This is a genomic window from Desulfarculaceae bacterium (assembly GCA_020444545.1).
In the GTDB taxonomy this organism is placed as follows: domain Bacteria; phylum Desulfobacterota; class Desulfarculia; order Desulfarculales; family Desulfarculaceae; genus Desulfoferula.
This window is the reverse complement of the sequence record JAHLKT010000001.1, coordinates 284,049-306,062: the sequence shown is the minus strand read 5'-3', so window position 1 is coordinate 306,062 and position 22,014 is coordinate 284,049. Positions and strand designations below refer to the sequence as shown.

Sequence of the window (22,014 nt, the reverse complement as noted above, 5' to 3'; positions counted from 1 at the left end):
GATGCCCAAGCAGTGTGGCCCCGGCGTGGGGGCAAAAAATAGGTGCCGCTAAGAATAAATATAGCCCGTTCGCGCGCCGGCGAACAGGCCGTCAAGAGGCACTGATCCCACACCCTCGCCGTCGGGCCGGGCAGAGAGCTCCGGGAGGAAACATCCCCGTGGCCAGCCGAACTGGTCCCGGGGATGCGAATTGTGTTGGCTGCTCCGGTCCCGGCGCCGAGGGGCGTCCCGGCCGGAGAGCCGAAGAGAGCTAGCTAGGCGAGGATTACTTCTTCTTGGGGTTCAGAAGATCCTTCACCGCCGAGCTGGGCTTGAAGACCATGCGCTTGCTGGCCTTGATCTTGATGGGCTCACCCGTGGCGGGGTTCACGCCCTTGCGCGCCTTGCTCTTCTTCTGCTGGAAAGTGCCAAGGCCGGCCACCCGGAAGGGCCTTCCCACCTTCACCTCTTTCGTGGCGAAGTCGACGAAGGACTCCAGGGCTTGCTTGGCGGCGACTTTGGAAATTCCGGCGTCCTTTGCGATCTTGTCGATCATGTCCGCCTTAGTGGCAGGTTTCTTAGCCATGCCTACTCCTCGGTCTCAATAGTTTCTAACCTATGCATTTTCGCCCCCCCACCTTGGGGAAGCAACCTTGCCTTTTCTAAGCTGGCGCTATAACCGCTCGCAGCTTTGATTTGGCGGGTGGGGGACGAGTCAACTGACTTAGCCGCCGGTTACACGCGCGCCAACGTGCAACAAATTAGGGGCAGGATAGCACCACGCAAACGCGCCAGTCAATATGCATTGCGCGAAAAATGCTTTATCTTCACGCCCATGGTTAGGGGCTCTCCCGGAAGGCGGCCGCGCGTTTTGGGTGCCGATCCGGTGACGCGCCGGCCTTGGACCGGCAAGTGTTTCCCGCCCCCGGCCGGGCCTGTTCCCCACTCCCCACCACCGATCCGCCTCCCCCACCGCCACCCACCGGGAGGGCCGCGAAAGGGACCCGGGAGGGTCCTCGAAGCCGTCCCTGGGGCGCGCCGCCCCGCGGTAGGCATGAATAAAGGCCGAAATGAGAGCGGCTCATAAAAATAGGGGCCTGTCCCTGGCCTTGAAAAGGGGTGGGGCGAGATGGCCTATCTCAGCGGGTAAACCCGTTTTTTTCTTGTTTCTTTCTTGACATGCGCCATGCCACTTCGTTAATGTGGTGTCCAGTGGGTAATGGTGGGGAATCGTGGGTGAACCCCCCCGAAAGGAGTCCAGGTGTTCACGGGTTGGTCGGTGCACAATCTCGATGCCAAGGGACGGGTGGCTGTGCCCGCCTTGTTTCGCGATGTGCTAAAAGCCAAGCGCGACGAGCGGGTGGTCATCACCACCTCGCACCGCTGCCTTGTGGCCTACCCCGTGGAGGAATGGCGAGCCATCGCCGATAAGATCGGGCGGCAGTCTCAGGTCGACCCCCGCGTGTTGGCCTTCCGCCGCTACTTTATCAGCGGCGCCACCGAATGCACCCTGGACAAGCAGGGCCGTATCCTCATCCCCCAGCCCCTGCGCGAGCTCGCCGGGCTGGAGGGGCAGGTAATGCTGGTCGGCATGCAGAGCACCTTCGAGCTCTGGGACAAGGACCGCTGGTTCGAGGAACGGGACCGCATCCAAGAGAATTTCAGCGACCTCAGCTCGTTCATGGCCGAGCTGGGGATCTAGGCAATGGACCAGAGCCACCGGCCGGTGATGCTGGCCGAGGTGGTGAGGGTCCTGAACCCCCGCCCCGGCTGCCTCTATGTGGACGGCACGCTGGGCGCGGCCGGACACGCCGAGGCGGTCCTGGCCGCCAGCAGCCCCGACGGGCTTCTGCTGGGCCTGGACCGCGACCCCCGAGCCCTCTCCTTGGCCCGGGAGCGGCTGGCCGGATACGGCGACCGGGTGCGTTTGGTGCAGGCGACCTTCGATCACATGGGCGAGGAGCTTCAGCGCTGGGGCCGGGGATCGGCCGACGGCGCGCTGTTGGACTTGGGGGTCAGCTCCATGCAGCTTGACGACCAGGGCCGCGGCTTCTCCTTCCGCCGCGACGAGGCCCTGGACATGCGCATGGGCCAGGACGGCCCCACCGCCGCGGACCTTTTGGCCTCCCTGGACCATGGCGAGCTGGCCTCGCTGTTCAAGCGCCTGGGCGAGGAGAGCCTGGCCGGGCGCATCGCCACCGCTTTGGTGCGGGCCCGCGCCGCCGAGCCCATCGCCACCACCGGCCGCCTGGCTTCGCTGGTTGAAGAGGCCATGCCCATGGCCGAGCGCAGGAAGCGCAAGACCCACCCGGCCACCAAGGTCTTCCAGGCTTTGCGCCTGGCGGTCAACGACGAGCTGGGCATGTTGGATCGATTTTTGGACCAGGCCCCGCGCCTGTTCAACCCGGGAGGCCGCTTGGCGGTGCTGAGTTACCACAGCTTGGAGGACCGCCGGGTGAAACGGGCCATCAGCGCCTGGGCCGACCCCTGCACCTGTCCGCCCGAGATCGCGGTGTGCCTCTGCGGCAAGAAGCCTCTTTTTAAGCCCCTGGGCAAGCTGGGCCGCCCCGGCGAGGAAGAGGTGGCCTCCAACCCCCGGGCCCGCTCGGCTCGTCTGCGCGCGGCGGTTCGCACGGAGGCCACGGCATGAACGTCAGCGTGCGCGCCGCCAACCGCCGCCCCATGGGCCAAGAGCGGGCGGCGGTGGTCAACCTGCGCCAGGGCCTGGTCATCCTGGGGCTGGTCACCATCAGCGCCCTGTTTTATCTCTACACCGGGGTGCGCGGCATGAGCATCAGCTACCAGCTCAGCCAGGCGCGCTCCACCCAGGAGGAGCTGGTGGAGACCGGCCGCCGCCTCAGGGTGGAGCTGAACAACCTGCGCTCCCCCGAGCGGCTGGAGCAGGCCGGGGCCCGCCTGGGCCTGGCGCCGGCGCCCGCCGCGCGCACCAGGGTGCTGCCATGACCCCGCGCAAGCAAAAAGACCCCCGCCGCTGGATGCGCCTGCGTCTGTGGATGGTGGGCGGCTGCTTTGTCCTGGCCGGCGCGGTGCTGGCCGGGCGGGCGGTGGATTTGCAAGTTTTCCAAAGCAGCTTCCTGAGCGCCAAGGCCCAGAAGGAGATCATGCGCGAGGTGGAGGTGGCTCCCAACCGGGGGATCATCTACGACCGCAACCAGGTGGAGCTGGCCCTGAGCCTGGAGACCGATAGCGTGTACGCCCGGCCGGTGGACGTGAAAGACCCGGTCAGCGAGGGCCGCCAACTGGCCAAGGCCTTGGGCCTGCCCCCCAAAGGGGTGATCAAGCGCCTGAAGGGCAAGCGCCACTTCGTGTGGATCGAGCGCCAGGTGGACCCGGCCCAAGCCGAGGCGGTCAAGGCGCTGGGTTACAAGTCCGTGGGCCTGGTGGGCGAGCCCCGCCGCTTCTACCCCTACACCAGCCTGGCCAGCCATATCATCGGCTTCGCTGGAACCGAGGCCAAGGGCCTGGAGGGCCTGGAGCGCCAGTACGACAAGGCCCTCACCGGCCAGGGACGCCGCATCACCAAGGCCCGCGACGCTCTGGGCCGCCCCTTCTGGCTGGCGGGCCAGCCCCTGACCGCCTCGCCCCAGGGCGTGGACCTCATCCTGACCATCGACAAGTCGCTGCAATACCAGGTGGAGAAGATACTGGCCGCGACGGTGAGCCGCTGGAAGGCGGCGGGCGGCCAGGCGGTGGTCATGGCCCCGGCCACGGGCGAAATTTTGGCCCTGGCCTCGGTGCCCACCTTCAATCCCAACGTGTACCAGGACTACCCCCGCGAGAACTACCGCAACCGGGTGGTCACCGACCCCTACGAGCCGGGCAGCACCTTCAAGCTGTTCATGGCCGCCGCCGCCCTGGCCTCGGGCAAGGTGACCCTGGACCAGCGCTTCGACTGCGAGAACGGGGCCTGGAGCGTGGGCGGCCGGGTCATCCACGACACCCACCCCCACGGCAAGCTGAACCTCGGCGAGATCGTCAAGTTCTCCTCCAACATCGGCGTGGCCAAGGTGGCCGAGGCAGTGGGGCCGGAGGGGTTCTACGCCACCCTCAAGGGCTTCGGCTTCGGCCGGTCCTCCGGGGTGGACCTGCCCGGCGAGTCGCGGGGCATCCTGCGCCCGGCCCGCACCTGGAAGCCGGTGGAGATGGCCAACATCGCCTTTGGCCAGGGCGTGGCGGTGACGCCCTTGCAGCTCACCGCCGCGGTGGGGGCCATCGCCAACAACGGCGTGTTGATGCGCCCCTTCGTGGTCAAGGCCATGGTGGACGGCTCGGGGCACCTGGTGGCCGAGACCCAGCCCCAGGTGCGGGGCCGCGCCCTGGCCCCCACCGAGGCCCGCCTGCTCACCCGGATGATGGTCGGGGTCACCGAGCCCGGCGGCACCGGCGAGCGCATCAAGGTGCCGCCCTTCAAGGTGGCCGGCAAGACCGGCACCGCCCAGAAACTCAAGCCCGAGGGCGGCTACAGCCACAGCGAGTACATGTCCAGCTTCGTGGGCTTTGTGCCCGCCGACGACCCCCGGGCGGTGATCCTGGTGGTGATCGACACGCCCAAGGGCCGCCACTACGGCGGCACCGTGGCCGGTCCGGCCTGGGCGGCCATTGCCAAGGCCGCGCTCAAGACCCTGGGGGTGCACCGCGCCCCGGAGCAGCCCGAGCTGATTCAGGTGCGCCGCGAGGCCCCCGCCCCGGCCGCGCCCGCCGCGCCCGGCGCGGAGACCGCCAAGGCCCTGGCCCAAGGCAAGGCCCCGGATTTGAGCGGGCTCACCCTCAGGCAAGTGCTGGCCCTGGCCGGCCGCGCGGGGCTAAAGGTCGAGGCCTCCGGCTGGGGCCGAGTGGCCTCCCAGAGCCCCCCGCCCGGCGCTTCCCTCAAGGGAGCCGAGGCGCTCAAGGTGCGCCTGGCCCCGCCCACGGGAGGCGCGTGATGAAGCTGGAGCGCCTGCTCAGAGCCTTGCAGCCCAGCGAAGTGCGCGGCGCGCTGCCCGATGCCGAGGTCAAGGGCCTGGCCTACGATTCGCGCCGGGTGGAGCCGGGCTTCGTCTTCGCGGCCCTGCCCGGGGTAAAGGCCGATGGCCACGCCTACGTGAAGATGGCCGCCGCCGGCGGCGCAGTGGCCGCCTTGGTGGAGCGCTCGGTGGAGGCCGAGCTGCCCCAGATCGTGGTGCCCGCCGCGCGCCCGGCCCTGGCCGCCCTGGCCAACGAGTTTTTCCGCACCCCCAGCCGGGGCATGTGCCTGGTGGGCATCACCGGCACCAACGGCAAGACCACAGTGAGCTATCTGGTGGAGGCGCTCTTGGCCCTGCGCGGCCCGGCCGGGCTCCTGGGCACCGTGGAAACGCGCTTCGCGGGCCACGCCTGGCCCTCGGCCATGACCACCCCCGAGTCGGTGGATTTGCAGGCCACCCTGGCCGCCATGCGCGCCGCCGGGGTCAAGGGCGCGGCCATGGAGGTTTCCAGTCACGCCCTGGAGCAGGATCGGGTGGCGGGCAGCCTGTTCGACGTGGGGGTGTTCACCAACCTGTCGCGGGACCACCTGGACTATCACGGCGACATGGACTCCTACTTCCTGGCCAAGCGCCGCCTGTTCGACGACCTGCTGCCCAAGTCCCGGCGGGCGGGCAAGGACCCGGCGGCGGTGATCTGCGCCGATGACCCCAAGGGGGTCAACCTGGCCGCCGCCGTGGCCGGGGATCATCTGCGCACCCTGAGCTACGGCTTCGGCCCCCAGGCCCGGGTGCGCGGGGTGGAGCCCCAGTTCGACCTGAGCGGCGGGCGCTGCACCGTGCAGACCCCCACCGGAGCCTTCGAGCTGAGCACCCCCCTGGTGGGCGGCTTCAACCTGCTCAACGCCCTGGCCGCCGCCACGGTGGGCCTGGCCCTGGACTTCGAGCCCCGGGAGATCAAGCAGGCCATCGCCTCGCTGCCCGGGGTGCCGGGCCGTTTGGAGCGGGTGGCCGGGCCGGAAGGCGGCCCCACCGTGCTGGTGGATTACGCCCACAGTGACCGCGCCTTGGCCACCGTGCTGGAGGCGCTCCGGCCCCTGACCCCCGGCCGGCTGATCTGCGTGTTCGGGGCGGGCGGCGACCGCGACCAGGGCAAGCGGCCCCTCATGGGCCAGGCCGTGGGCGCGGGCGCGGACCTGGCGGTCCTCACCAGCGACAACCCCCGCTCCGAGGACCCCCTGGCCATCATGGCCATGGTGGAGCCCGGCCTCATCGCGGCCGGGGCCCAAAAGACCGGCGACCCGGCCGCCAAGGGTCCGGCCTATGTGCGCTCGCCCGACCGGGCAGAGGCCATCGAGCTGGCCATAGACGCGGCCGGGCCGGAGGACGTGGTGCTCATCGCGGGCAAGGGGCACGAGGACTATCAGATCGTGGGCAGCGAGCGGCGGCACTTCGACGACCGCGAGCAGGCCGCGCGGGCCTTGGGCGCGGGAAGGGAGGCGGGCCATGCCAGTGCTTGACGCCTCCTTCGTGGCCTCGGCCGTGGGCGCGCCCCTGCCGCCCGCCTGCCCGGAAGCGCCTTTCGCGGGCGTGAGCACCGACTCGCGCAACGTGGGCCAGGGCCAGCTCTTCGTGGCCCTGAGCGGCCCCAACTTCGACGGGCACGACTACGTGGCCGCCGCCCTAAAGAGCGGCGCGGCGGGCGCGGTGGTGCGCCGGGGTTTCTCCCTGCCCGAAGGCGACGCCTGCCTCTTCCCGGTGCCGGACACCCTGGCCGCCTTGGGCGACCTGGCTTCGGCCTGGCGGCAAGAGCACAGCGCCCTGGTGGCGGCCATTACCGGCTCCAACGGCAAGACCAGCACCAAGGAGATGCTGGCCGCCATCCTGGGCCAGCGCCATCAGGTATTGGCCACCAAGGGCAACCTCAACAATCTCATCGGACTGCCCCTGACCTTGCTGCAACTCAATGCCTCCCATACCGCCTGCGTGGTGGAGATGGGCATGAACGCCCCGGGCGAGATCGCCCGCCTGGCCGAGATCGCCGCGCCCGAGGCCGGGGTCATCACCAACGTGGGCCCGGCCCACATCGGAATGCTGGGCTCCCTGGAGGCCATCGCGGCCGCCAAGGGCGAGCTCTTCGAGGGCCTGAGCCCGGCGGCCACGGCGGTGGTCAACCTGGACGATCCATTCCTGGCGCCCTACGCGGCCAGCCTGCCCTGCCGGGTGGTGAGCTTCGGGATAGACAGCGCCGCCGACGTGCGCGCCGGGGGCGTCACCTCCCTGGGCAATGCCCAGAGCTTCGTTCTGGACCTGGCCGGGGAGCAGGTCAAGGTGCGCCTAGCCGCGCCGGGCCGCCACAACGTGATGAACGCCCTGGCCGCGGCAGCCACGGCCCACGCCCTGGGGCAGGGGGCCGAGGCGGTCCGGGCCGGGCTGGAAAGCTTCGCGCCGGTGCCCGGCCGCCTGAATCTGCTGGGCGGGGCAGGGGGCCCGGCGGTGGTGGACGACACCTACAACGCCAACCCCGCCTCGGTGGCCAGCGGCCTGAGCGCGGCCACCGCCCTGGCCCAAGGCCGCGCCCTGGTGCTGGTGCTGGGCGACATGAAGGAGCTGGGCGAGTACGCCCCCCGCCTGCACCGCGAGACCGGACGCCTGGCCGCCGAGCTGGGCTGCCGCCTGGTGCTGGCCGTGGGCGAGCGCTCCGAAGACGTTATCGCCGGGGCCCGCGAGGGCGGCCTGGCCAAGGACGCGGCCCTGGCCTACGCGGCCATGGACGAGCTGCTGGCCTCGATGGCCGGCCTGCTCAAGGACGACGACCTGGTGCTGGTCAAGGGCTCGCGCTCCATGGCCATGGAGCGGGTGGTGGCGGCCTTGTCCGGGCGGGGAGAGGAGGCGGCCTGATGCTGTATCACCTCCTGTACCCCCTGGCAGACCTCTTCGGCGGCTTCAACGTATTCCGCTACATCACCTTCCGCACCATCTACGCGGCGGTGACCGCCCTGGCCATCGCCTGGGTCATGGGCCCCTGGATGATCCGCAAGCTGCAAGAGCTGCACGCGGGGCAATACATCCGGGAGCTGGGGCCCGAAAGCCACAAGGCCAAGGCGGGCACTCCCACCATGGGCGGGGTGCTCATTCTGTTCGCCATGGGCGTCTCGGTGCTCTTGTGGGGCGACCTGGGGAACTTCTACCTCTGGCTGGCATTGGGGGTGACCTTATGCTACGGCCTGATCGGATTCGCGGACGACTATCTAAAGAAGGTGAAGAAGGCCAACGAGGGCGGCCTGAGCGCCCGGAGCAAGTTCCTGGCCCTGGCTCTGGTGGCCTTGGCGGCGGGCACGGCGTTGTACCTGCACCCCGGCTACAGCACCAAGCTCTCCGTGCCGTTCTTCAAGTTCGTGGTGCCGGACCTGGGCTGGGGGTACGTGCCCCTGGCCATGTTCATCCTGGTGGGCACGGCCAACGCGGTTAACCTCACCGACGGCCTGGACGGCCTGGCCGCCGGTCCGGTCTTGATCGCGGCCGGGGCCTATCTGGTCTTGAGCTACCTCACCGGCAACTTCAAGGCGGCCAGCTATCTGCAGATCCTCTACGTGCCCGGCGCGGGCGAGCTGGCCGTGTTCTGCGGCGCGGTGGCCGGCGCGGTAATGGGCTTCCTTTGGTACAACACCTACCCCGCCCAGGTCTTCATGGGCGACACCGGGTCCCTGGCCCTGGGCGGCGCCTTGGGCATTACCGCGGTGAGCACCAAGCACGAAATATTGCTGGTGCTGGTGGGCGGCATATTCGTGGTGGAGACCATCAGTGTCATCCTCCAGGTGGGCTTCTTTAAGATGACCCACGGCAAGCGCATCTTCCGCATGGCTCCCCTGCACCATCACTTCGAGCTCAAGGGCTGGGCCGAGCCCAAGGTGATCGTGCGTTTCTGGATCATAGCCGTGCTGCTGGCCCTGGTGGCTTTCAGCACCCTGAAGCTGAGGTAGCCGTGGAGCTGAAGGGCAAAAAGGTTTTGGTGGTGGGTCTGGGGGCCAGCGGCAGGGCGGCGTCCCTGCTCTGCCTGCGCCAGGGCGCCCTGGTGCGGGCCACTGACAACCATCCCTCACCGGCCACCGCGCCCGAGCTGGCCGAGGCCGGGGCCGAGCTTTCCCTGGGCGGCCACCAGGAGGCGGATTTCGCCTGGGCCGAGCTAATCGTGCTCAGCCCGGGGGTGGACCACCGTTTGCCCGAGGTGCAAAAGGCCGTGCAGGCCGGCACCCCGGTGATCGGCGAGCTGGAGCTGGGCTGGCGCCTCACCCGTTGCCCCTCGGTGATGATCACCGGCACCAACGGCAAGAGCACCGTCACCACCCTGGTGGGCGAGATTCTGGAGCAGGCAGGCTTACGCACCCTGGTGGGCGGCAACCTGGGCCGCCCCCTGTGTGACATGGCCGCCGAGAGCGACCAAGTCGACTGGGCGGTGGTGGAGGTAAGCTCCTTCCAGACCGACACCATGGACCGGATGCGGCCCCGGGTGGCGGCGATCCTCAACATCTCGCCGGACCATCTGAACCGCTACCCGGACTTCGACTCCTACGCGGCCAGCAAGTTCCGTTTGCTCTCCAACCAGGCCGAGGACGACGTGGCCGTGCTCTGCGCCGACGACGAGGCCACCTGGCAACGCCGCAAGCTGGCCCCGGCCAATGTGTGGGGCTACGGCGCGGTGGGGCCTTACCACCCCGGCGGCTGGCTGGACGGCGAGGCCCTGGTCCTGGAGACCCCGGCGGGGCAAGCCGCCCTGAGCCTGGGCGAAGGCCCCCTGGCCAGCGGCTTCAACCGGCTCAACGCCCTGGCCGCCTGCCTGGCCGCCACCGCCTGCGGGGCGGACTTCGAGGCCATGCAGCGGGCCCTGGACGCCTTCTCGGGGCTGGCCCACCGCCTGGCGCGGGTGGGCGAGCGCGACGGGGTGATCTTCTTCGACGACAGCAAGGGCACCAACGTGGGCGCGGTGGCCGCCGCCTTGGCCGCCATGGAGCGCCGGGTGGTGCTCTTGTTGGGCGGCCAGGACAAGGAAGGCCGCTTCGCCGAGCTGGGGCCCCTGCTGGGCCGCCGGGCCGCGCGGGTGGTGTGCTTCGGCGAGGCCGGGCCCAGCATCTATCAGCAGGTGGTGGGCTATGCCCCGGCCGAGGTGGCCCCGGACCTGGCCTCGGCCTTCCGCCTGGCCCTGGAGCGGGCCCAGACGGGCGAGGCGGTGCTGCTCTCGCCGGGCTGCGCCAGCTTCGACGCCTACACCGGCTATGCCCAGCGGGGCGACCACTTCCAGAGCCTGGTCAAGGGGGTGTGCCATGAGTGAGGCCGTGCTCAGCGGCTCCAACGCCCCCGAGGCCCCGGTCTCGCGGGTGGGCGATCCCTGGGTGCTCCTGGCGGCCCTGGCCTTGGCCGGGGTGGGCCTGCTCATGGTCTACTCCGCCGGCAGCGCCTTGGCCGCGCGGCGCTATCTGGACGGCCACTATTTCCTCAAGGCCCAGGGCCTGCACATGACCGTGGGCGTGGCGATCATGATCGCTCTGGCCTTGTTCAACTACCGCCGTCTGGAGCGCCTGGCCTATCCCATCTTGTTCGCGGTGCTGGGTCTGTTGTTCCTGGTGCTGGTGCCCGGAGTGGGCCACGAGGCGGGCGGCGCGGTGCGCTGGCTCCGGTTCGGCGGCTTCTCCCTGCAACCGGCCGAGCTGGCCAAGCCGGCCCTGGTGATCTACCTGGCCTACTCGCTCTCGCGCCACAGCGACCAGGTCAAGAGCTTGTCCCACGGGCTGCTGCCCCATCTGGGGGTCACCGCGCTGCTCATCCTGCCGGTGCTCCTGGAGCCGGATCTGGGCATGAGCGTGATCCTGTTCACCCTGGCCTGCCTGATGCTCTTCGTGGCCGGGGTGCGGCTCAGCTACCTCCTGGGCCTGTTGGCCCTGGCCGCCCCCCTGGGCTGGTTCATGGTTTCCCACTACGCCTGGCGCTTCAAGCGCATCCTGGCCTTCCTGGACCCCTGGAGCGACGCGGGCGGCGCGGGCTTCCAGATCATCCACAGCTTCTACGCCCTGGGTTCGGGCGGGCTGTGGGGCGTGGGCCTGGGGGCCAGCAAGCAAAAGCTCTTCTATCTGCCCGAGCCCCAGACCGACTTCATCTTCAGCGTGCTGGGCGAGGAGTTGGGCCTGTGGGGCGTGCTGCTGGTGGTGGGCCTGTTCCTATTGATCATCGTGCGGGGCGTGAAGATCGCCCTGGAGGCGCGGGAGCTTTTCGGCACCTACCTGGCCATGGGCGCCACCCTGATCATCGGGTTGCAGGCGTTCATCAACGCCGGGGTGGTGATGGGCCTGCTGCCCACCAAGGGCCTTACCATGCCCTTCATCAGCTACGGCGGCTCCTCGCTGTTGGTCAACTTCTCCTGCGTGGGCCTGCTCCTCAGCGTGGCCGCGGGAAGCCGGAGGAAGTGTTGAGCGCCACGGTGCTCATAGCCGGGGGAGGCACCGGCGGGCATCTGTTCCCGGGCATGGCCGTGGCCGGCCGGATGCTGGCCCAACGCCCCGGCCTGGAGCTGGCCTTCGTGAACGCCGGGCGGCCCCTGGAGAGCAAGGCCCTGGCCGCGGCGGGCTACGAGCAGGAGGTGCTGCCCGCCAAGGCCTTCAGGGGCAAGGGGCTCATGAGCCGCCTGTCCGCCCTGGCCGTGGTGCCGGGCTCGGTGCTCCGGGCCATGGGGCTCATCTCCCGGCGCAAGCCAGGCCTGGTGCTGGCGGTGGGGGGCTACGCGGCCCTGCCCCTGGGCCTGGCCGCGCGCCTCAAGGGCGTGCCCCTGGCGGTGCAGGAACAAAACGCGGTGCCCGGCCTGACCAACCAGGTCTTGGGCAAGGCGGCCAAGAAGATCTTCGTGGCCTTCGAGGCGGCGGCCAAGCACTTCCCGGCCGGGCGCTCGGTGTTCACCGGCAACCCGGTGCGCCCCGAGCTCATTGCCCAGGCCGAGGCCCAAGAGCGTGCGGCAACGGGAGAGCGCTTCACGGTGCTGGTGATCGGGGGCAGCCAGGGCGCGGCCAGCCTGAACCGCGCCGTTATGGGCGCGCTGGAAATTTTGGGAGAGCGCACCAAGCGCATGTTTTTCATCCACCAGACCGGCGAAAGACAAGCCGAAGAAGTGCGCGACGCCTACGCCAAGGCGGGCGTGGCCGCCGAGGTGGCTCCCTTCTTCCCCGAGGTGGGGCGCTGCTACGGCCAAGCCCACCTGGTGCTCTGCCGCTCCGGGGCGGGCGCGGTGAGCGAGGGGCTGGCCACCGGCCGGGCCATGCTCTGCGTGCCGTACCCCTTCGCGGCGGGCGATCACCAGATGCTCAACGCCCTGGCCCTGGTGGAGCAAGGCGCGGCGCGGCTCATCCCCGACGCCGAACTGACCCCCGAACGCGCCGCCAGCGAGATCGCCGGGCTCATGGACGACCCCTCGGCCCTGGCGGCCATGGAATCCAAGGCCCGCGAGCTGGCCCGGCCCGACGCGGCCCAGGACATCGCCACGGCCTGCCTGGCGCTCATGGAGGAGGCGGCCTGATGTATCAACGGCACCAGCGCATCCATTTCGTGGGCATCGGCGGCATCGGCATGAGCGGCATCGCCGAGGTGCTGATCAACCTGGGCCACCGGGTGAGCGGCAGCGACCTCAAGGAAAGCGACACCACCCGCCGTCTGGCCGAGCTGGGGGCCAAGATCAGCCTGGGCCACCACGGCGACCAGGTGGAAGGGGCCGACGTGGTGGTGGTTTCCTCGGCGGTGCACGAGGACAACCCCGAGGTGATCGGGGCCCGCGAGCGCCTCATCCCGGTGATCCCTCGGGCGGAGATGCTCTCCGAGCTGATGCGCCTGAAGTACGGCATCGCGGTGGCCGGGGCCCACGGCAAGACCACCTGCACCTCCCTGGTGGCCACGCTCCTGGCCGCCGGCGGCCTGGACCCCACGGTGGTGGTGGGCGGCAAGCTGGCCGCCCTGGGCTCCAACGCCCGCCTGGGCTCGGGCGAGTTTTTGGTGGCCGAGGCCGACGAGAGCGACGGCTCCTTCACCCGGCTAACCCCGGTGGTGGTGGTGGTCACCAACGTGGACCGCGAGCACATGGAGCATTACGGGGCGGACGATGTCCTGGACGAAGCCTTCGTGGAGTTCATGAACAAGGTGCCCTTCTACGGCGCGGCCATCCTGTGCCTGGACGACAACCGCCTGGCCGGGCTCATCCCCCGGGTGAACAAGCGCACCGTTACCTACGGGCTCTCCTCCCAGGCCGACGTGCAGGCGCGGGACCTGAAGCCCGATGGCCTGGGCTGCTCCTTTGCGCTCTATTTGCGCGGCGAGGCCGCCGGGCGGGTGAGCCTGCCCCTGCCCGGCCGCCACAACGTGCAGAACGCCCTGGCCGCTCTGGCCGTGGCCCGCGAGCTGGGGGTGGACCTGGCCAAGGCCATGCCCGCCCTGGGCGAGTTCGAGGGGGTGGGGCGCCGCTTCGAGGCCAAGGGCACCACGCCAAGCGGGACCCTGGTGGTGGATGACTACGGCCATCACCCCAGCGAGATCAAGGCCACCCTGGCCGCGGCCCGCGAGTGCTGGCCGGACAAGCGCCTGGTGGTGGCCTTCCAACCCCACCGCTACAGCCGCTCGCGCGATTTGTTCGACGAGTTCACCACCGCCTTCTACGGCGCGGACGAGCTCTTGGTGCTGGACATCTACGCCGCCGGCGAGGCCGAGGACCCCTCGGTGAGCGCCGAGGCCATGGCCGAGGCCATCCGGGCCCACGGCCACCGCTCGGTGGAGTACGTGGGCGGCAAGGAAAAGGCGGCCCAGCGCCTGGGCAAGCTGCTGGGAGAGGGCGACGTATTGCTTACCATGGGCGCGGGCGACGTTTGGCGCCTGGGCGAGGAGATGGTGACGGGCCATGACGCCTGAGCTCAAAGAGCAGATCATCGCCCGCCTGGGGGCGAGGGCCCGCTTCGGCGAACCCATGAGCCGCCACACCACCTGGGGCGTGGGCGGCCCGGCCTGGTGCCTGGCCCGGGTGCGCGGCGCGGACGAGGCCGCCTGGCTGGTCACCGCCTGCGACGCGGCGGGCGTGGCCTGCAAGCCCCTGGGGCGCGGCTCCAACCTGCTGGTGGGCGACCAAGGCTATCCCGGCGTGATGATCCGCCTGGGCGGCGAGCTGGGCAAGCTGATCCTGGAGGGCCCGGTGATGCGGGCCGGGGGCGGCGCGCCCCTGCCCGGCGCGGTGCGCCTGGCCGCGCGCCAGGGCCTGGCCGGCCTGGAATGGGCGGCGGGCATTCCGGCCAGCCTGGGCGGCGCGGTGGCCACCAACGCCGGGGCTCACGGCGGGGACATGGCCGAGCTGACCAGCACGGTGAGCCTCCTGCTGCCCAGCGGCGAGGTGGTGGTTAAGCCTGGCAACGAGCTGCCCGCTGGTTACCGCCGGCGCGGCCTGCCTCCGGGCAGCATGGTGCTGGGCGCGGAGCTTCGGCTCAAGCCTTCCACCGCCTCCGAGGTGGAGCGCCGCCGCAAGGCGCTGTTGGCCCTGCGCAGCACCCGCCAGCCCATCCGGGCGCGCACCGCGGGCAGCGTGTTCAAGAACCCGCCGGGCGACCACGCCGGGCGGCTCATCGAGGCGGCGGGCTTGAAGGGCCTGGCCGTGGGCGACGCGGTGGTCAGCCGGGTGCACGCCAATTTCATCGAGAACCGGGGCCGGGCCAGCGCGGGCGATATCCTCAGCCTGATCAACACCGTGGCCATCAAGGTCATGGAGGCCTTCGGGGTGCGCCTGGAGCCCGAGGTGGAGGTGTTGGGTGTTTAAGCGGCGGGTCAATAAGCGCGCCGCCACGGCGCGGCCCAAGCGCGGCCAAGCCTGCAAGGGCAGTCTGGATGCCCAGCGGGTGGCCCGGCGGCGTCCGGCCGTGAAGACCGACAAGCCGCTGAACACGGCGGCCCGCTCCCTGGCCCGCACTCTGGCCTGGGGCCTGGGCATCGTGTTGCTGGTCAGCGCGGCCCTGCTCACCGGCTGGGGGCTGTTGTCCACCAGCCGGGCCCTGGCCGTGCAGCGGGCCGACGTAAAAGGCACCGACCACCTGAGCCGCCTGGACGTTTTGCAGGCCGCCGAGGTGGGCTCGCACAGCAATCTGTTGGCCCTGCCGGTGGGTGAGATCGCCCAGCGGGTCAAGGCCCTGCCCTGGGTCAGCGACGCCTCGGTGCGCCGCCAGTTCCCGGGCACGGTGATCATCGAGGTCAGCGAGCGGCGGCCCGCCCTGCTGGCCCTGGTGGAAGGCCGGATCGTATACCTGGACCGCGAGCTGAGGCCCATCGCGGCCCACGACAAGCGCGCCCTGCCCGACCTGCCGGTGATCACCGGCCTGAGCCGGGCCGACCTGGCCGCGCCCGACGACGAGGCCTTGGGCCTCATCGCGGCGGGCCGCGCCGCTTTGGCCGCCCTGCCGCCGCAGGACCTGCGCCCCGGCGGCGGCCTAAGCGAGATGCACCTGGACCGGGTGTGGGGGGTGAGCCTGGTGTTCAACGGCCTGCCCCCGGTGGTGCGTTTGGGCTTCAAGAATTTCCCCCGGCGGCTCATGCGCCTGGGCCGGGTCAAGGCGGACCTGGCCCGGCGGGGCGAACTGGGCCGGGCCCGCTTGATCGATATGGAGCCCCGGGGCCGGGTGGTGGTGCGCCTGGGGCGGGAGAAAGCATGAAAAAGGGCGGCGAAATAATCGTGGGCCTGGACATAGGCACCACCAAGATCTGCGCCGTGGTGGGCGAGGTCACCGCCGAAGGCGTCGAGGTCCTGGGCATGGGCAGCCATCCCTCCGAGGGCCTGCGCAAGGGGGTGGTGGTCAACATCGAGACCACGGTAGGCAGCATCAAAAAGGCGGTGGAAGAGGCCGAGCTGATGTCCGGGGTGGAGATAACCACCGTGAGCACCGGCATCGCCGGGGGCCACGTCAAGGGCTTCAACTCCCACGGCGTGGTGGCGGTCAAGGGCGACGAGGTGAGTGCCAAGGACAAGGAGCGGGTGGTGGACAACGCCCGGGCGGTGGCCATCCCCACCGACCGCGAGGTGATCCACATCCTGCCCCAGCAGTTCACCCTGGACGGCCGCAGCGGCATCACCGACCCGGTGGGCATGAGCGGCCTGCGCCTGGAGGCCGACGTGCACTTGGTCACCGGCGCGGTGGCCAGCGTGCACAATCTGATCAAGTGCTGCAACAGCGCCGGGCTGGACGTGGGCGACATCGTCCTGCAATCCCTGGCCAGCGCCGAGGCGGTGCTGACCCCCGAGGAACGCGACCTGGGGGTGATTCTGGTGGACTTCGGCGGCGGCACCACCGACCTGGCCCTGTTCGCGGGCCAGGCCATCAAGCACACCGCCGGGGTGGCCTTGGGGGGCAACAACCTCACCACCGATTTGGCCATGGGGCTTCGCACCCCGGTGGCCTCGGCCGAAAAGCTCAAGCGCAACTTCGGCTCCTGCCTGATCTCCCTGGTGGGCCGCGACGAGGCGGTGACCGTGGAGGGCGTGGGCGGGCGGCCGCCGCAAAAGGTGAGCCGGGCCATCATCGCCGAGATCCTGGAGGCGCGGGTGGAGGAGATCCTCTCCCTGGCCCAGGTGGAGCTGGAGCAGGTGGTGGACGCCCCGGCCCTGGCCGGCGGCGTGGTCATCACCGGCGGCTCCTCGCTCATCGAGGGCATGGAGGAGATGGCCGAGCAGATTTTCAACATGCCTTCCCGCCTGGGCTTCCCCCTGGGCGTGGGGGGCCTCAGTGACGTGGTCAACAATCCGATGTACGCAACTGCGGTGGGCCTGCTGCTCTACGGCGCGCACAACCGCGACGAGGAAAAGTTCCGCATACGCGACCAGAAGATCTTCAATCGGGTCACCAAGCGTATGCGCAAATGGTTCAAGGAAGTCATCTAGGAAACCTCACGGGGGAGGTTGTTATGAGCATGGAAATCCAAATGATCGATAACCTCGACGGCAGCGCCAAGCTGCGTGTGGTGGGTATCGGAGGCGGCGGCAACAACGCCTTGAACAACATGATCACCGCGGGTCTCAAGGGCGTCGAGTTCATCGCCGCCAACACCGACCTGCAGGCCCTGGAGCATTCCAAAGCCAGGGTCCATCTCCAGCTGGGCCAAAACCTCACCCGAGGTCTGGGCGCCGGCGCCGACCCCGAGGTGGGCCGTCAGGCCGCCTTGGAGGACCGCGACAAGATCAAGGAGCTGCTATCGGGCAGCGACATGGTCTTCGTCACCGCGGGCCTGGGCGGCGGCACGGGCACCGGCGGCGCGCCGGTGATCGCCGAGGTGGCCAAGGAAGTTGGCGCGCTCACCGTGGCCGTGGTCACCAAGCCCTTCGACTTTGAAGGCAAGCGGCGGCTGGTACAGGCCGAGAACGGGGTGGAGGAGCTCAAAAAGGTGGTGGACACCTTGATCGTGATCCCCAACATCCGCCTGCGCTCCCTGGCCCCCAAGAACGCCCGCTTCGCGGACATGCTGCAAAAGGCCGACGAGGTCTTGCTATACGCGGTCCGGGGCATCAGCGATTTGATCATCACTCCGGGGTTGATCAACCTGGACTTCGCCGACGTGCGCACCGTGATGAGCGAGATGGGCGTGGCCCTGATGGGCACCGGCGAGGCCAGCGGCGACGACCGCGCCCTGCAAGCGGCCACCCGGGCCATCAACAACCCCCTGTTGGAGGACATCACCATCGACGGGGCCCGCGGGGTGTTGGTCAACATCACCGCCAGCGACGAGATCACCATTGACGAGGTGAGCGAGGCCAGCACCTTCATCCAGGAGGCGGCCCACGAGGACGCCAACATCATCTGGGGCACGGTCATCGACAAGAGCCTGAACGAGAGCATGCGCGTGACGGTCATCGCCACGGGCATCGGCCAGATGGAAGAGACCTGCAAGGTCCAGCGCGTCGCCGTGGGCGGCGGCTCGGCCGAGCTGGACATCAGCGAGATCGACGAGAACAACGTGCGCAAATTCAGGCGCGGCAGCGTTTCCTCGCGGGGAGCTTCCTCCCCCGGACCCCGGCAGGGGAGCGCGGGCCGCGACAGCAACGACCTGGATTGGCCCGCCTTCCTTAGAAGGCAGGCCGACTAGCACGGACTTTACCTAAGCACCCCAACCACCGGTCCCCAGCCCCGCGCCTTCGGCGCGGAGGGGGCCGGGACACCATGCCCATGGCCGCCGGGGCCGCACCCTCGGCTCCGGCGGCCCCCACCTTCCGAAGCAAGCTATTTTTTGGGGAACACGGCCAGGGCCGCGGGCAAGGAGCGCCTGAGCCAGGGCAGGTCGCCGCCCGGTATGGGCCGCCCGTAGTGGGCGTAGGAGAAGTCGCCCCAGCGCACCTCCAGCTGGGACTCGGCCCCGCCGTCCATGGTCATCACCTCGCGGAGCCCCAGGCCGCTGTTCTTCAGCGCCTGGGCCAGCTCCCAGAGGGTGTGGCCCCCTTCGCTGACCACCACCAGGATGCGCCCCTCGTTGTCGCTGGCCAAGGCGGTGCGGCTGGCCACCTTGGGCGAGCGGCGCACCCGCACCTGGCCGAAACGGTCCAGGAGCATCAGGGACTGGGCCGCCTGGGTGTAGGGGCTGAACTTGGGGTCAAAGGAGGTGTAGCGCAGGTCGATGATGCGGGCCGGGAGATGCTCCTGGTCGCGGGGGCCGGCCAGGAACAGGCCGTCCTGTTGGGGCACCATGGGGCTCAGGCACTTGCCGTCGGCCATGAGATAGCCCAGGTGCTTGCCGTCGGGGGTGTAGAGCCCGGCGTTGAATACGGCCAGGGCCTTGCTTTGCTCCAGCCACTGCTCGGCGGTCTGTCCGTCCTCGCCCTCCGGGGCGGCCAGGACGCGGAAGGCGTAGCGGCCGGGGTCCACCCGCAAAAGGGCCAACAGGGAGCTGCCGCTGCGGGCCGGGGCCAGCTCCTCGCTAAGGGCGAACTCCAGGCCCGGGGCCAGGGTCCGCCACTCTAGGGCCGGTGGCTTGGCGGGCTCGGCAGCCCAAAGAGCCCCGGAGCCGGCCAGCAGCCCGGCCAGCAGGGGAACCAGGGCCATGGAAACGATGCGAAGCATGAAGAATCTTAGCCCTACTCGAGCGCGATGACAAGCTCATCAAACGTTTAGCTTAAAATTCCTCGAAGCCCTTCAAATCGTCGTCGCCGAAGAAATCCTCGCCCTTGGCCGGGCGGTTGCCTTTGGCCGGGCGCTGGGCCGCGTCGGGCTGGGGATTGGCCGGACGCGGAGCCGGGGTGGGGGCCGGGGCCGCCTCGGCGCCTTGCACCTTGAACTGGGCCATCTGGAGGCGCAGCTCCTCGGCCACGGCGGCCATGCTCTCCGAGGCGCTGGCCGCCTCTTCCACCAGGGCCGCGTTCTGCTGCACCGACTGGTCCATCTGGGCCACGGCCCGGTTGATCTCGTCGATGCCCTGGGCCTGCTCGCTGCTGGCCGCCGAGATCTCGGCCATGGTGTCGGCCACCTCCTGCACCTTGGCGATGATCTCTTCCAGGAGCTTGCCGCTCTGCTGCACCAGCTCCTCGCCTTGCTCCACCTTGCTCGTGCTGTCGCCGATGAGGCCCTGAATCTCCTTGGCCGCCTGAGCGCTGCGCTGGGCCAGGTTGCGCACCTCGCCGGCCACCACCGCGAAGCCGCGCCCCGCCTCGCCGGCTCGGGCCGCCTCCACCGCCGCGTTGAGGGCCAACAGGTTGGTCTGGAAGGCGATGTCGTTGACCACGCTGATGATGTCGGCGATCTTGGCGCTGGCCTGGCTCACCTCGTCCATGGCCTTGATGGTGTGCTGCACCACCTGGCCGCCCTCTTGGGCCCGCTCGGCCGCCTGGTGGGCCAGGTGGTTGGCCTGCTGGCCGTTGGCCGCGTTCAGCTTGACCGCGCTGGTCATCTCCTCCAGGGCGCTGGCCGTCTCCTCGATGGCACTGGCCTGTTGCTGGGTGCGCTCGCTCAGATCCTGGTTGCCCTGGCTTATCTGGGCCGCGCTGCTGGCCACGGTGTGAGAGGCGGCGGCCACCTCGTTCGCGGTCACGGCCAGGATGTCGGTCATCTGCTGGGCGTTCATGGCCATGTGGCCCAGCTCGTCGCCCCGGGCCAGAATCTCTGGCGGTATATGGCCGGTGAGGTCCTTTTGGGCCGCGCTTTCCAGGGCCTGGTTGGTGGAGCGCACCACCTTGAGCAGGTTCATGGAGAACCAGCGCCCCAGCCACAGGGATAATAGCACCGCGCCCAGAATGATGATTCCGAAGCTCATGGTGGCCGAGTTGACCGTGTGCACCGAGCGCAGGCTGGCCGAGTCGATGAGGGCCATGGTGCCTTTTTTCAAGGCGCGCACCGTGCCGGCGAAGGCCTCCGAGGTGATGGAGATGGTCTTTTCCAGCTTGACCCGCTCACCGCTAAGCGAGTTGTAGCGCAGCTCGGCATAGGTCTGGGCCTCGCGCAGCACCTGAATGAGCTGGCTGGAGAGGGCCTGGGCCTGGTGCATCTGCTCGGCCAGCCCCAGGCTGTCCCCACCCTTGGCGAGCAGGGCGTTGATGCGCGCCGCGACCTGGTGGGTCTCCTGGTGCACTCCCTCGGCCCGGCCCAGGATATCCTTGAGCTTGGGGGCGGCGATGGAAGCGTTGTAATACCATTTACCGTAGGCGCATTTGCGGGGGTCCAGCTCCCCCCGGAAGGGGGTGCGGTTCTCCACCGCCTGCTTGAGCTGACCGGTCCAGATCAAATGGTTGAGCATCGCCCCTTGCAGGAACTGCCCCACCGGCAGGGGCGGCTCGCCCGGCTCCGGCCGGACCATCAGGCGGTTCCGGGCCGATTGCAGGGCGAAAAACTGGCGCTGCTGCTGCTTGAGTTGCTCGGCCTCGCGGTCGGCCCGGTCCAAAAGGTTCTTGAGCTCCTGAGCATGGGGGGCTTCGCGGCCTTCCCGCAGGGCAGCCAGCTCGTGGCCCATATGCCTGAGGGCCTGGTCCACGCTTTCCCAGTAGCGGCTCACCGCCACGGTGTTTTGCTCGGCGCCGTCCTCGTGCCAGCCTCCCAGGTAGCGCAGGGTGCGCACCCGCAGGCGGTAGAGGTCCACCACCGCGCGGCTGGCCGCCTCCAAAAGAGGCAGCTCATGGTTGCGCAGGTCGGTGGCCGTGGTGCGAATATTAAAAAAGATGATGGTGGCCCCGGCCATGCCGCAGAAGGCGATCAACAGGGTCACTCCCACGAAGATGGTGGCCAGCTTGCCTTTGAGGCCCATTCGGTTGATCCATCCCATGACTAACCCTCGGTATGCCCGGGGCCCGGCCCCGGCGGGTGATTAGGCTCGCGTCCGCGCGTCCCCGGTCTTGGCCCGGGTGAAGATGATCTTTAGCCTGGCGGCTGCCTCCGGCGAGCCGAAGCAGGCGGTGCAGCCTCCTTCGGCCGCGCAGGCCGCCGGGTCCACCGGCTCCAGGAGCACCTCAAAGCCCAGGGCGCGGTAGCTCTCCACCGCCTCGCTCAGGCGCGGCTCGTCGGCGGTGAACTGCCTGGTCCAGCCCTGGGCCTTCAGTTCGGCCTCTCTTTGGGCATGGCAGATCATGGCCCTCCCGCGCCTCCGGCTCGCTGTGGTCTCGGCCGGGCGCAAGATAACCCGGTCCGGACGAACCACCCTAATATAACGTTGCCTGGTGGTGAAGGTCTAGGACTTATACGGGGTTGCGGATATGGCCCCCGAGGCGCGCCCGGCCGCGCCCCGGGTGGGGGCAGGGGGGCGGCCCCGGCGGCGGCTCAGTCCACGCGGATGATCTTCACGCTTTTGCCCACCCACTCCGAGGGCAGATACACCCGCCCGGAGTTGGAGCTGCGCTTGACTTCTTTTTCGATCATCTCTTGTCCGAACACTTCGAACTTCACATGGACCTGGTCGGGTAGGCCCGTCTTCAGGGGACGGGGCTCGAGGCTGGCTGGTTTTCTTTTGAGCTGATTCATGGGTGCTGACGTTCCCTGCCGTTGATCGGGGGGCCCGATGCATGGGCCCGGTGAACAGGCTATAATGTGAATACATTATAGCTATATAATAT

Annotated in this window: 20 protein-coding genes; 15 read left to right on the top strand and 5 right to left on the bottom strand. The window is 69.3% G+C overall.

All coding sequences use genetic code 11. The features are described 5' to 3' along the window. Positions 1-265 precede the first annotated feature (265 nt). The gene (locus KQH53_01435) at positions 266-565 is read right to left on the bottom strand and encodes an HU family DNA-binding protein (GenBank protein MCB2225309.1); all 300 of its coding nucleotides are present in this window, start codon (positions 563-565) and stop codon (positions 266-268) included. A gap of 675 nt (positions 566-1,240) precedes the next feature. Between KQH53_01435 and mraZ the strand changes: the two genes are divergently transcribed. From mraZ to ftsZ, 15 genes are read left to right on the top strand one after another with little or no spacing between them, the layout of a single operon-like run. Next, positions 1,241-1,681, top strand: coding sequence for a division/cell wall cluster transcriptional repressor MraZ (gene mraZ / locus KQH53_01430; protein ID MCB2225308.1), 441 nt, complete (start codon positions 1,241-1,243; stop codon positions 1,679-1,681). 3 nt (positions 1,682-1,684) lie between these two features. After that, entirely contained in the window at positions 1,685-2,629 is a 945-nt protein-coding gene (gene rsmH, locus KQH53_01425; protein MCB2225307.1) for a 16S rRNA (cytosine(1402)-N(4))-methyltransferase RsmH, read from the top strand. Then, positions 2,626-2,943, top strand: coding sequence for a hypothetical protein (locus tag KQH53_01420; GenBank protein MCB2225306.1), 318 nt, complete (start codon positions 2,626-2,628; stop codon positions 2,941-2,943). The genes rsmH and KQH53_01420 overlap by 4 nt, the downstream gene beginning before the upstream one ends. After that, positions 2,940-4,922, top strand: coding sequence for a transpeptidase family protein (locus KQH53_01415; GenBank protein MCB2225305.1), 1,983 nt, complete (start codon positions 2,940-2,942; stop codon positions 4,920-4,922). The genes KQH53_01420 and KQH53_01415 overlap by 4 nt, the downstream gene beginning before the upstream one ends. Continuing rightward, positions 4,922-6,460 carry a UDP-N-acetylmuramoyl-L-alanyl-D-glutamate--2,6-diaminopimelate ligase gene (locus KQH53_01410; GenBank protein MCB2225304.1) on the top strand — a complete coding sequence of 513 codons (1,539 nt, stop codon included), beginning with the start codon at positions 4,922-4,924 and terminating at the stop codon, positions 6,458-6,460. Before KQH53_01415 ends, KQH53_01410 begins: the two co-directional genes overlap by 1 nt. Further along, the gene (locus KQH53_01405) at positions 6,447-7,841 is read left to right on the top strand and encodes a UDP-N-acetylmuramoyl-tripeptide--D-alanyl-D-alanine ligase (protein ID MCB2225303.1); all 1,395 of its coding nucleotides are present in this window, start codon (positions 6,447-6,449) and stop codon (positions 7,839-7,841) included. The genes KQH53_01410 and KQH53_01405 overlap by 14 nt, the downstream gene beginning before the upstream one ends. Next, on the top strand, positions 7,841-8,923 hold the full coding sequence (gene mraY / locus KQH53_01400) for a phospho-N-acetylmuramoyl-pentapeptide-transferase (GenBank protein ID MCB2225302.1): 1,083 nt from the start codon (positions 7,841-7,843) through the stop codon (positions 8,921-8,923). Before KQH53_01405 ends, mraY begins: the two co-directional genes overlap by 1 nt. A 2-nt stretch (positions 8,924-8,925) precedes the next feature. Then, a complete protein-coding gene (murD, locus tag KQH53_01395; GenBank protein MCB2225301.1) occupies positions 8,926-10,269 on the top strand; it encodes a UDP-N-acetylmuramoyl-L-alanine--D-glutamate ligase in 1,344 nt (447 codons plus the stop codon). Beyond that, positions 10,262-11,404 (top strand): putative lipid II flippase FtsW, encoded by a 1,143-nt coding sequence (gene ftsW, locus KQH53_01390; GenBank protein MCB2225300.1) that lies wholly within the window; start codon positions 10,262-10,264, stop codon positions 11,402-11,404. Before murD ends, ftsW begins: the two co-directional genes overlap by 8 nt. Then, entirely contained in the window at positions 11,401-12,498 is a 1,098-nt protein-coding gene (gene murG / locus KQH53_01385) for an undecaprenyldiphospho-muramoylpentapeptide beta-N-acetylglucosaminyltransferase (GenBank protein MCB2225299.1), read from the top strand. Before ftsW ends, murG begins: the two co-directional genes overlap by 4 nt. Beyond that, a complete protein-coding gene (gene murC, locus KQH53_01380) occupies positions 12,498-13,874 on the top strand; it encodes a UDP-N-acetylmuramate--L-alanine ligase (GenBank protein MCB2225298.1) in 1,377 nt (458 codons plus the stop codon). The genes murG and murC overlap by 1 nt, the downstream gene beginning before the upstream one ends. Continuing rightward, positions 13,864-14,766: a UDP-N-acetylmuramate dehydrogenase gene (gene murB / locus KQH53_01375; GenBank protein MCB2225297.1), complete on the top strand. Its 903-nt coding sequence runs from the start codon at positions 13,864-13,866 to the stop codon at positions 14,764-14,766. Before murC ends, murB begins: the two co-directional genes overlap by 11 nt. Next, positions 14,759-15,652 (top strand): FtsQ-type POTRA domain-containing protein, encoded by an 894-nt coding sequence (locus tag KQH53_01370; protein ID MCB2225296.1) that lies wholly within the window; start codon positions 14,759-14,761, stop codon positions 15,650-15,652. Before murB ends, KQH53_01370 begins: the two co-directional genes overlap by 8 nt. After that, positions 15,649-16,875 carry a cell division protein FtsA gene (gene ftsA, locus KQH53_01365; GenBank protein ID MCB2225295.1) on the top strand — a complete coding sequence of 409 codons (1,227 nt, stop codon included), beginning with the start codon at positions 15,649-15,651 and terminating at the stop codon, positions 16,873-16,875. Before KQH53_01370 ends, ftsA begins: the two co-directional genes overlap by 4 nt. 23 nt (positions 16,876-16,898) lie before the next feature. Then, positions 16,899-18,074: a cell division protein FtsZ gene (ftsZ, locus tag KQH53_01360; protein ID MCB2225294.1), complete on the top strand. Its 1,176-nt coding sequence runs from the start codon at positions 16,899-16,901 to the stop codon at positions 18,072-18,074. Between the two features lie 134 nt (positions 18,075-18,208). Here ftsZ and KQH53_01355 read toward each other — a convergent pair whose 3' ends face one another. From KQH53_01355 to KQH53_01340, 4 genes are all read right to left on the bottom strand, one after another. Continuing rightward, positions 18,209-19,042, bottom strand: coding sequence for a phosphodiester glycosidase family protein (locus tag KQH53_01355; GenBank protein MCB2225293.1), 834 nt, complete (start codon positions 19,040-19,042; stop codon positions 18,209-18,211). A 52-nt stretch (positions 19,043-19,094) separates the two neighbouring features. Then, complete coding sequence (locus KQH53_01350; protein ID MCB2225292.1) at positions 19,095-21,230, bottom strand: CZB domain-containing protein; 2,136 nt, start codon at positions 21,228-21,230, stop codon at positions 19,095-19,097. Between the two features lie 42 nt (positions 21,231-21,272). Continuing rightward, a complete protein-coding gene (locus KQH53_01345) occupies positions 21,273-21,533 on the bottom strand; it encodes a hypothetical protein (GenBank protein ID MCB2225291.1) in 261 nt (86 codons plus the stop codon). 188 nt (positions 21,534-21,721) lie between these two features. Further along, complete coding sequence (locus KQH53_01340) at positions 21,722-21,922, bottom strand: DUF2080 family transposase-associated protein (protein ID MCB2225290.1); 201 nt, start codon at positions 21,920-21,922, stop codon at positions 21,722-21,724. Positions 21,923-22,014 lie beyond the last annotated feature (92 nt).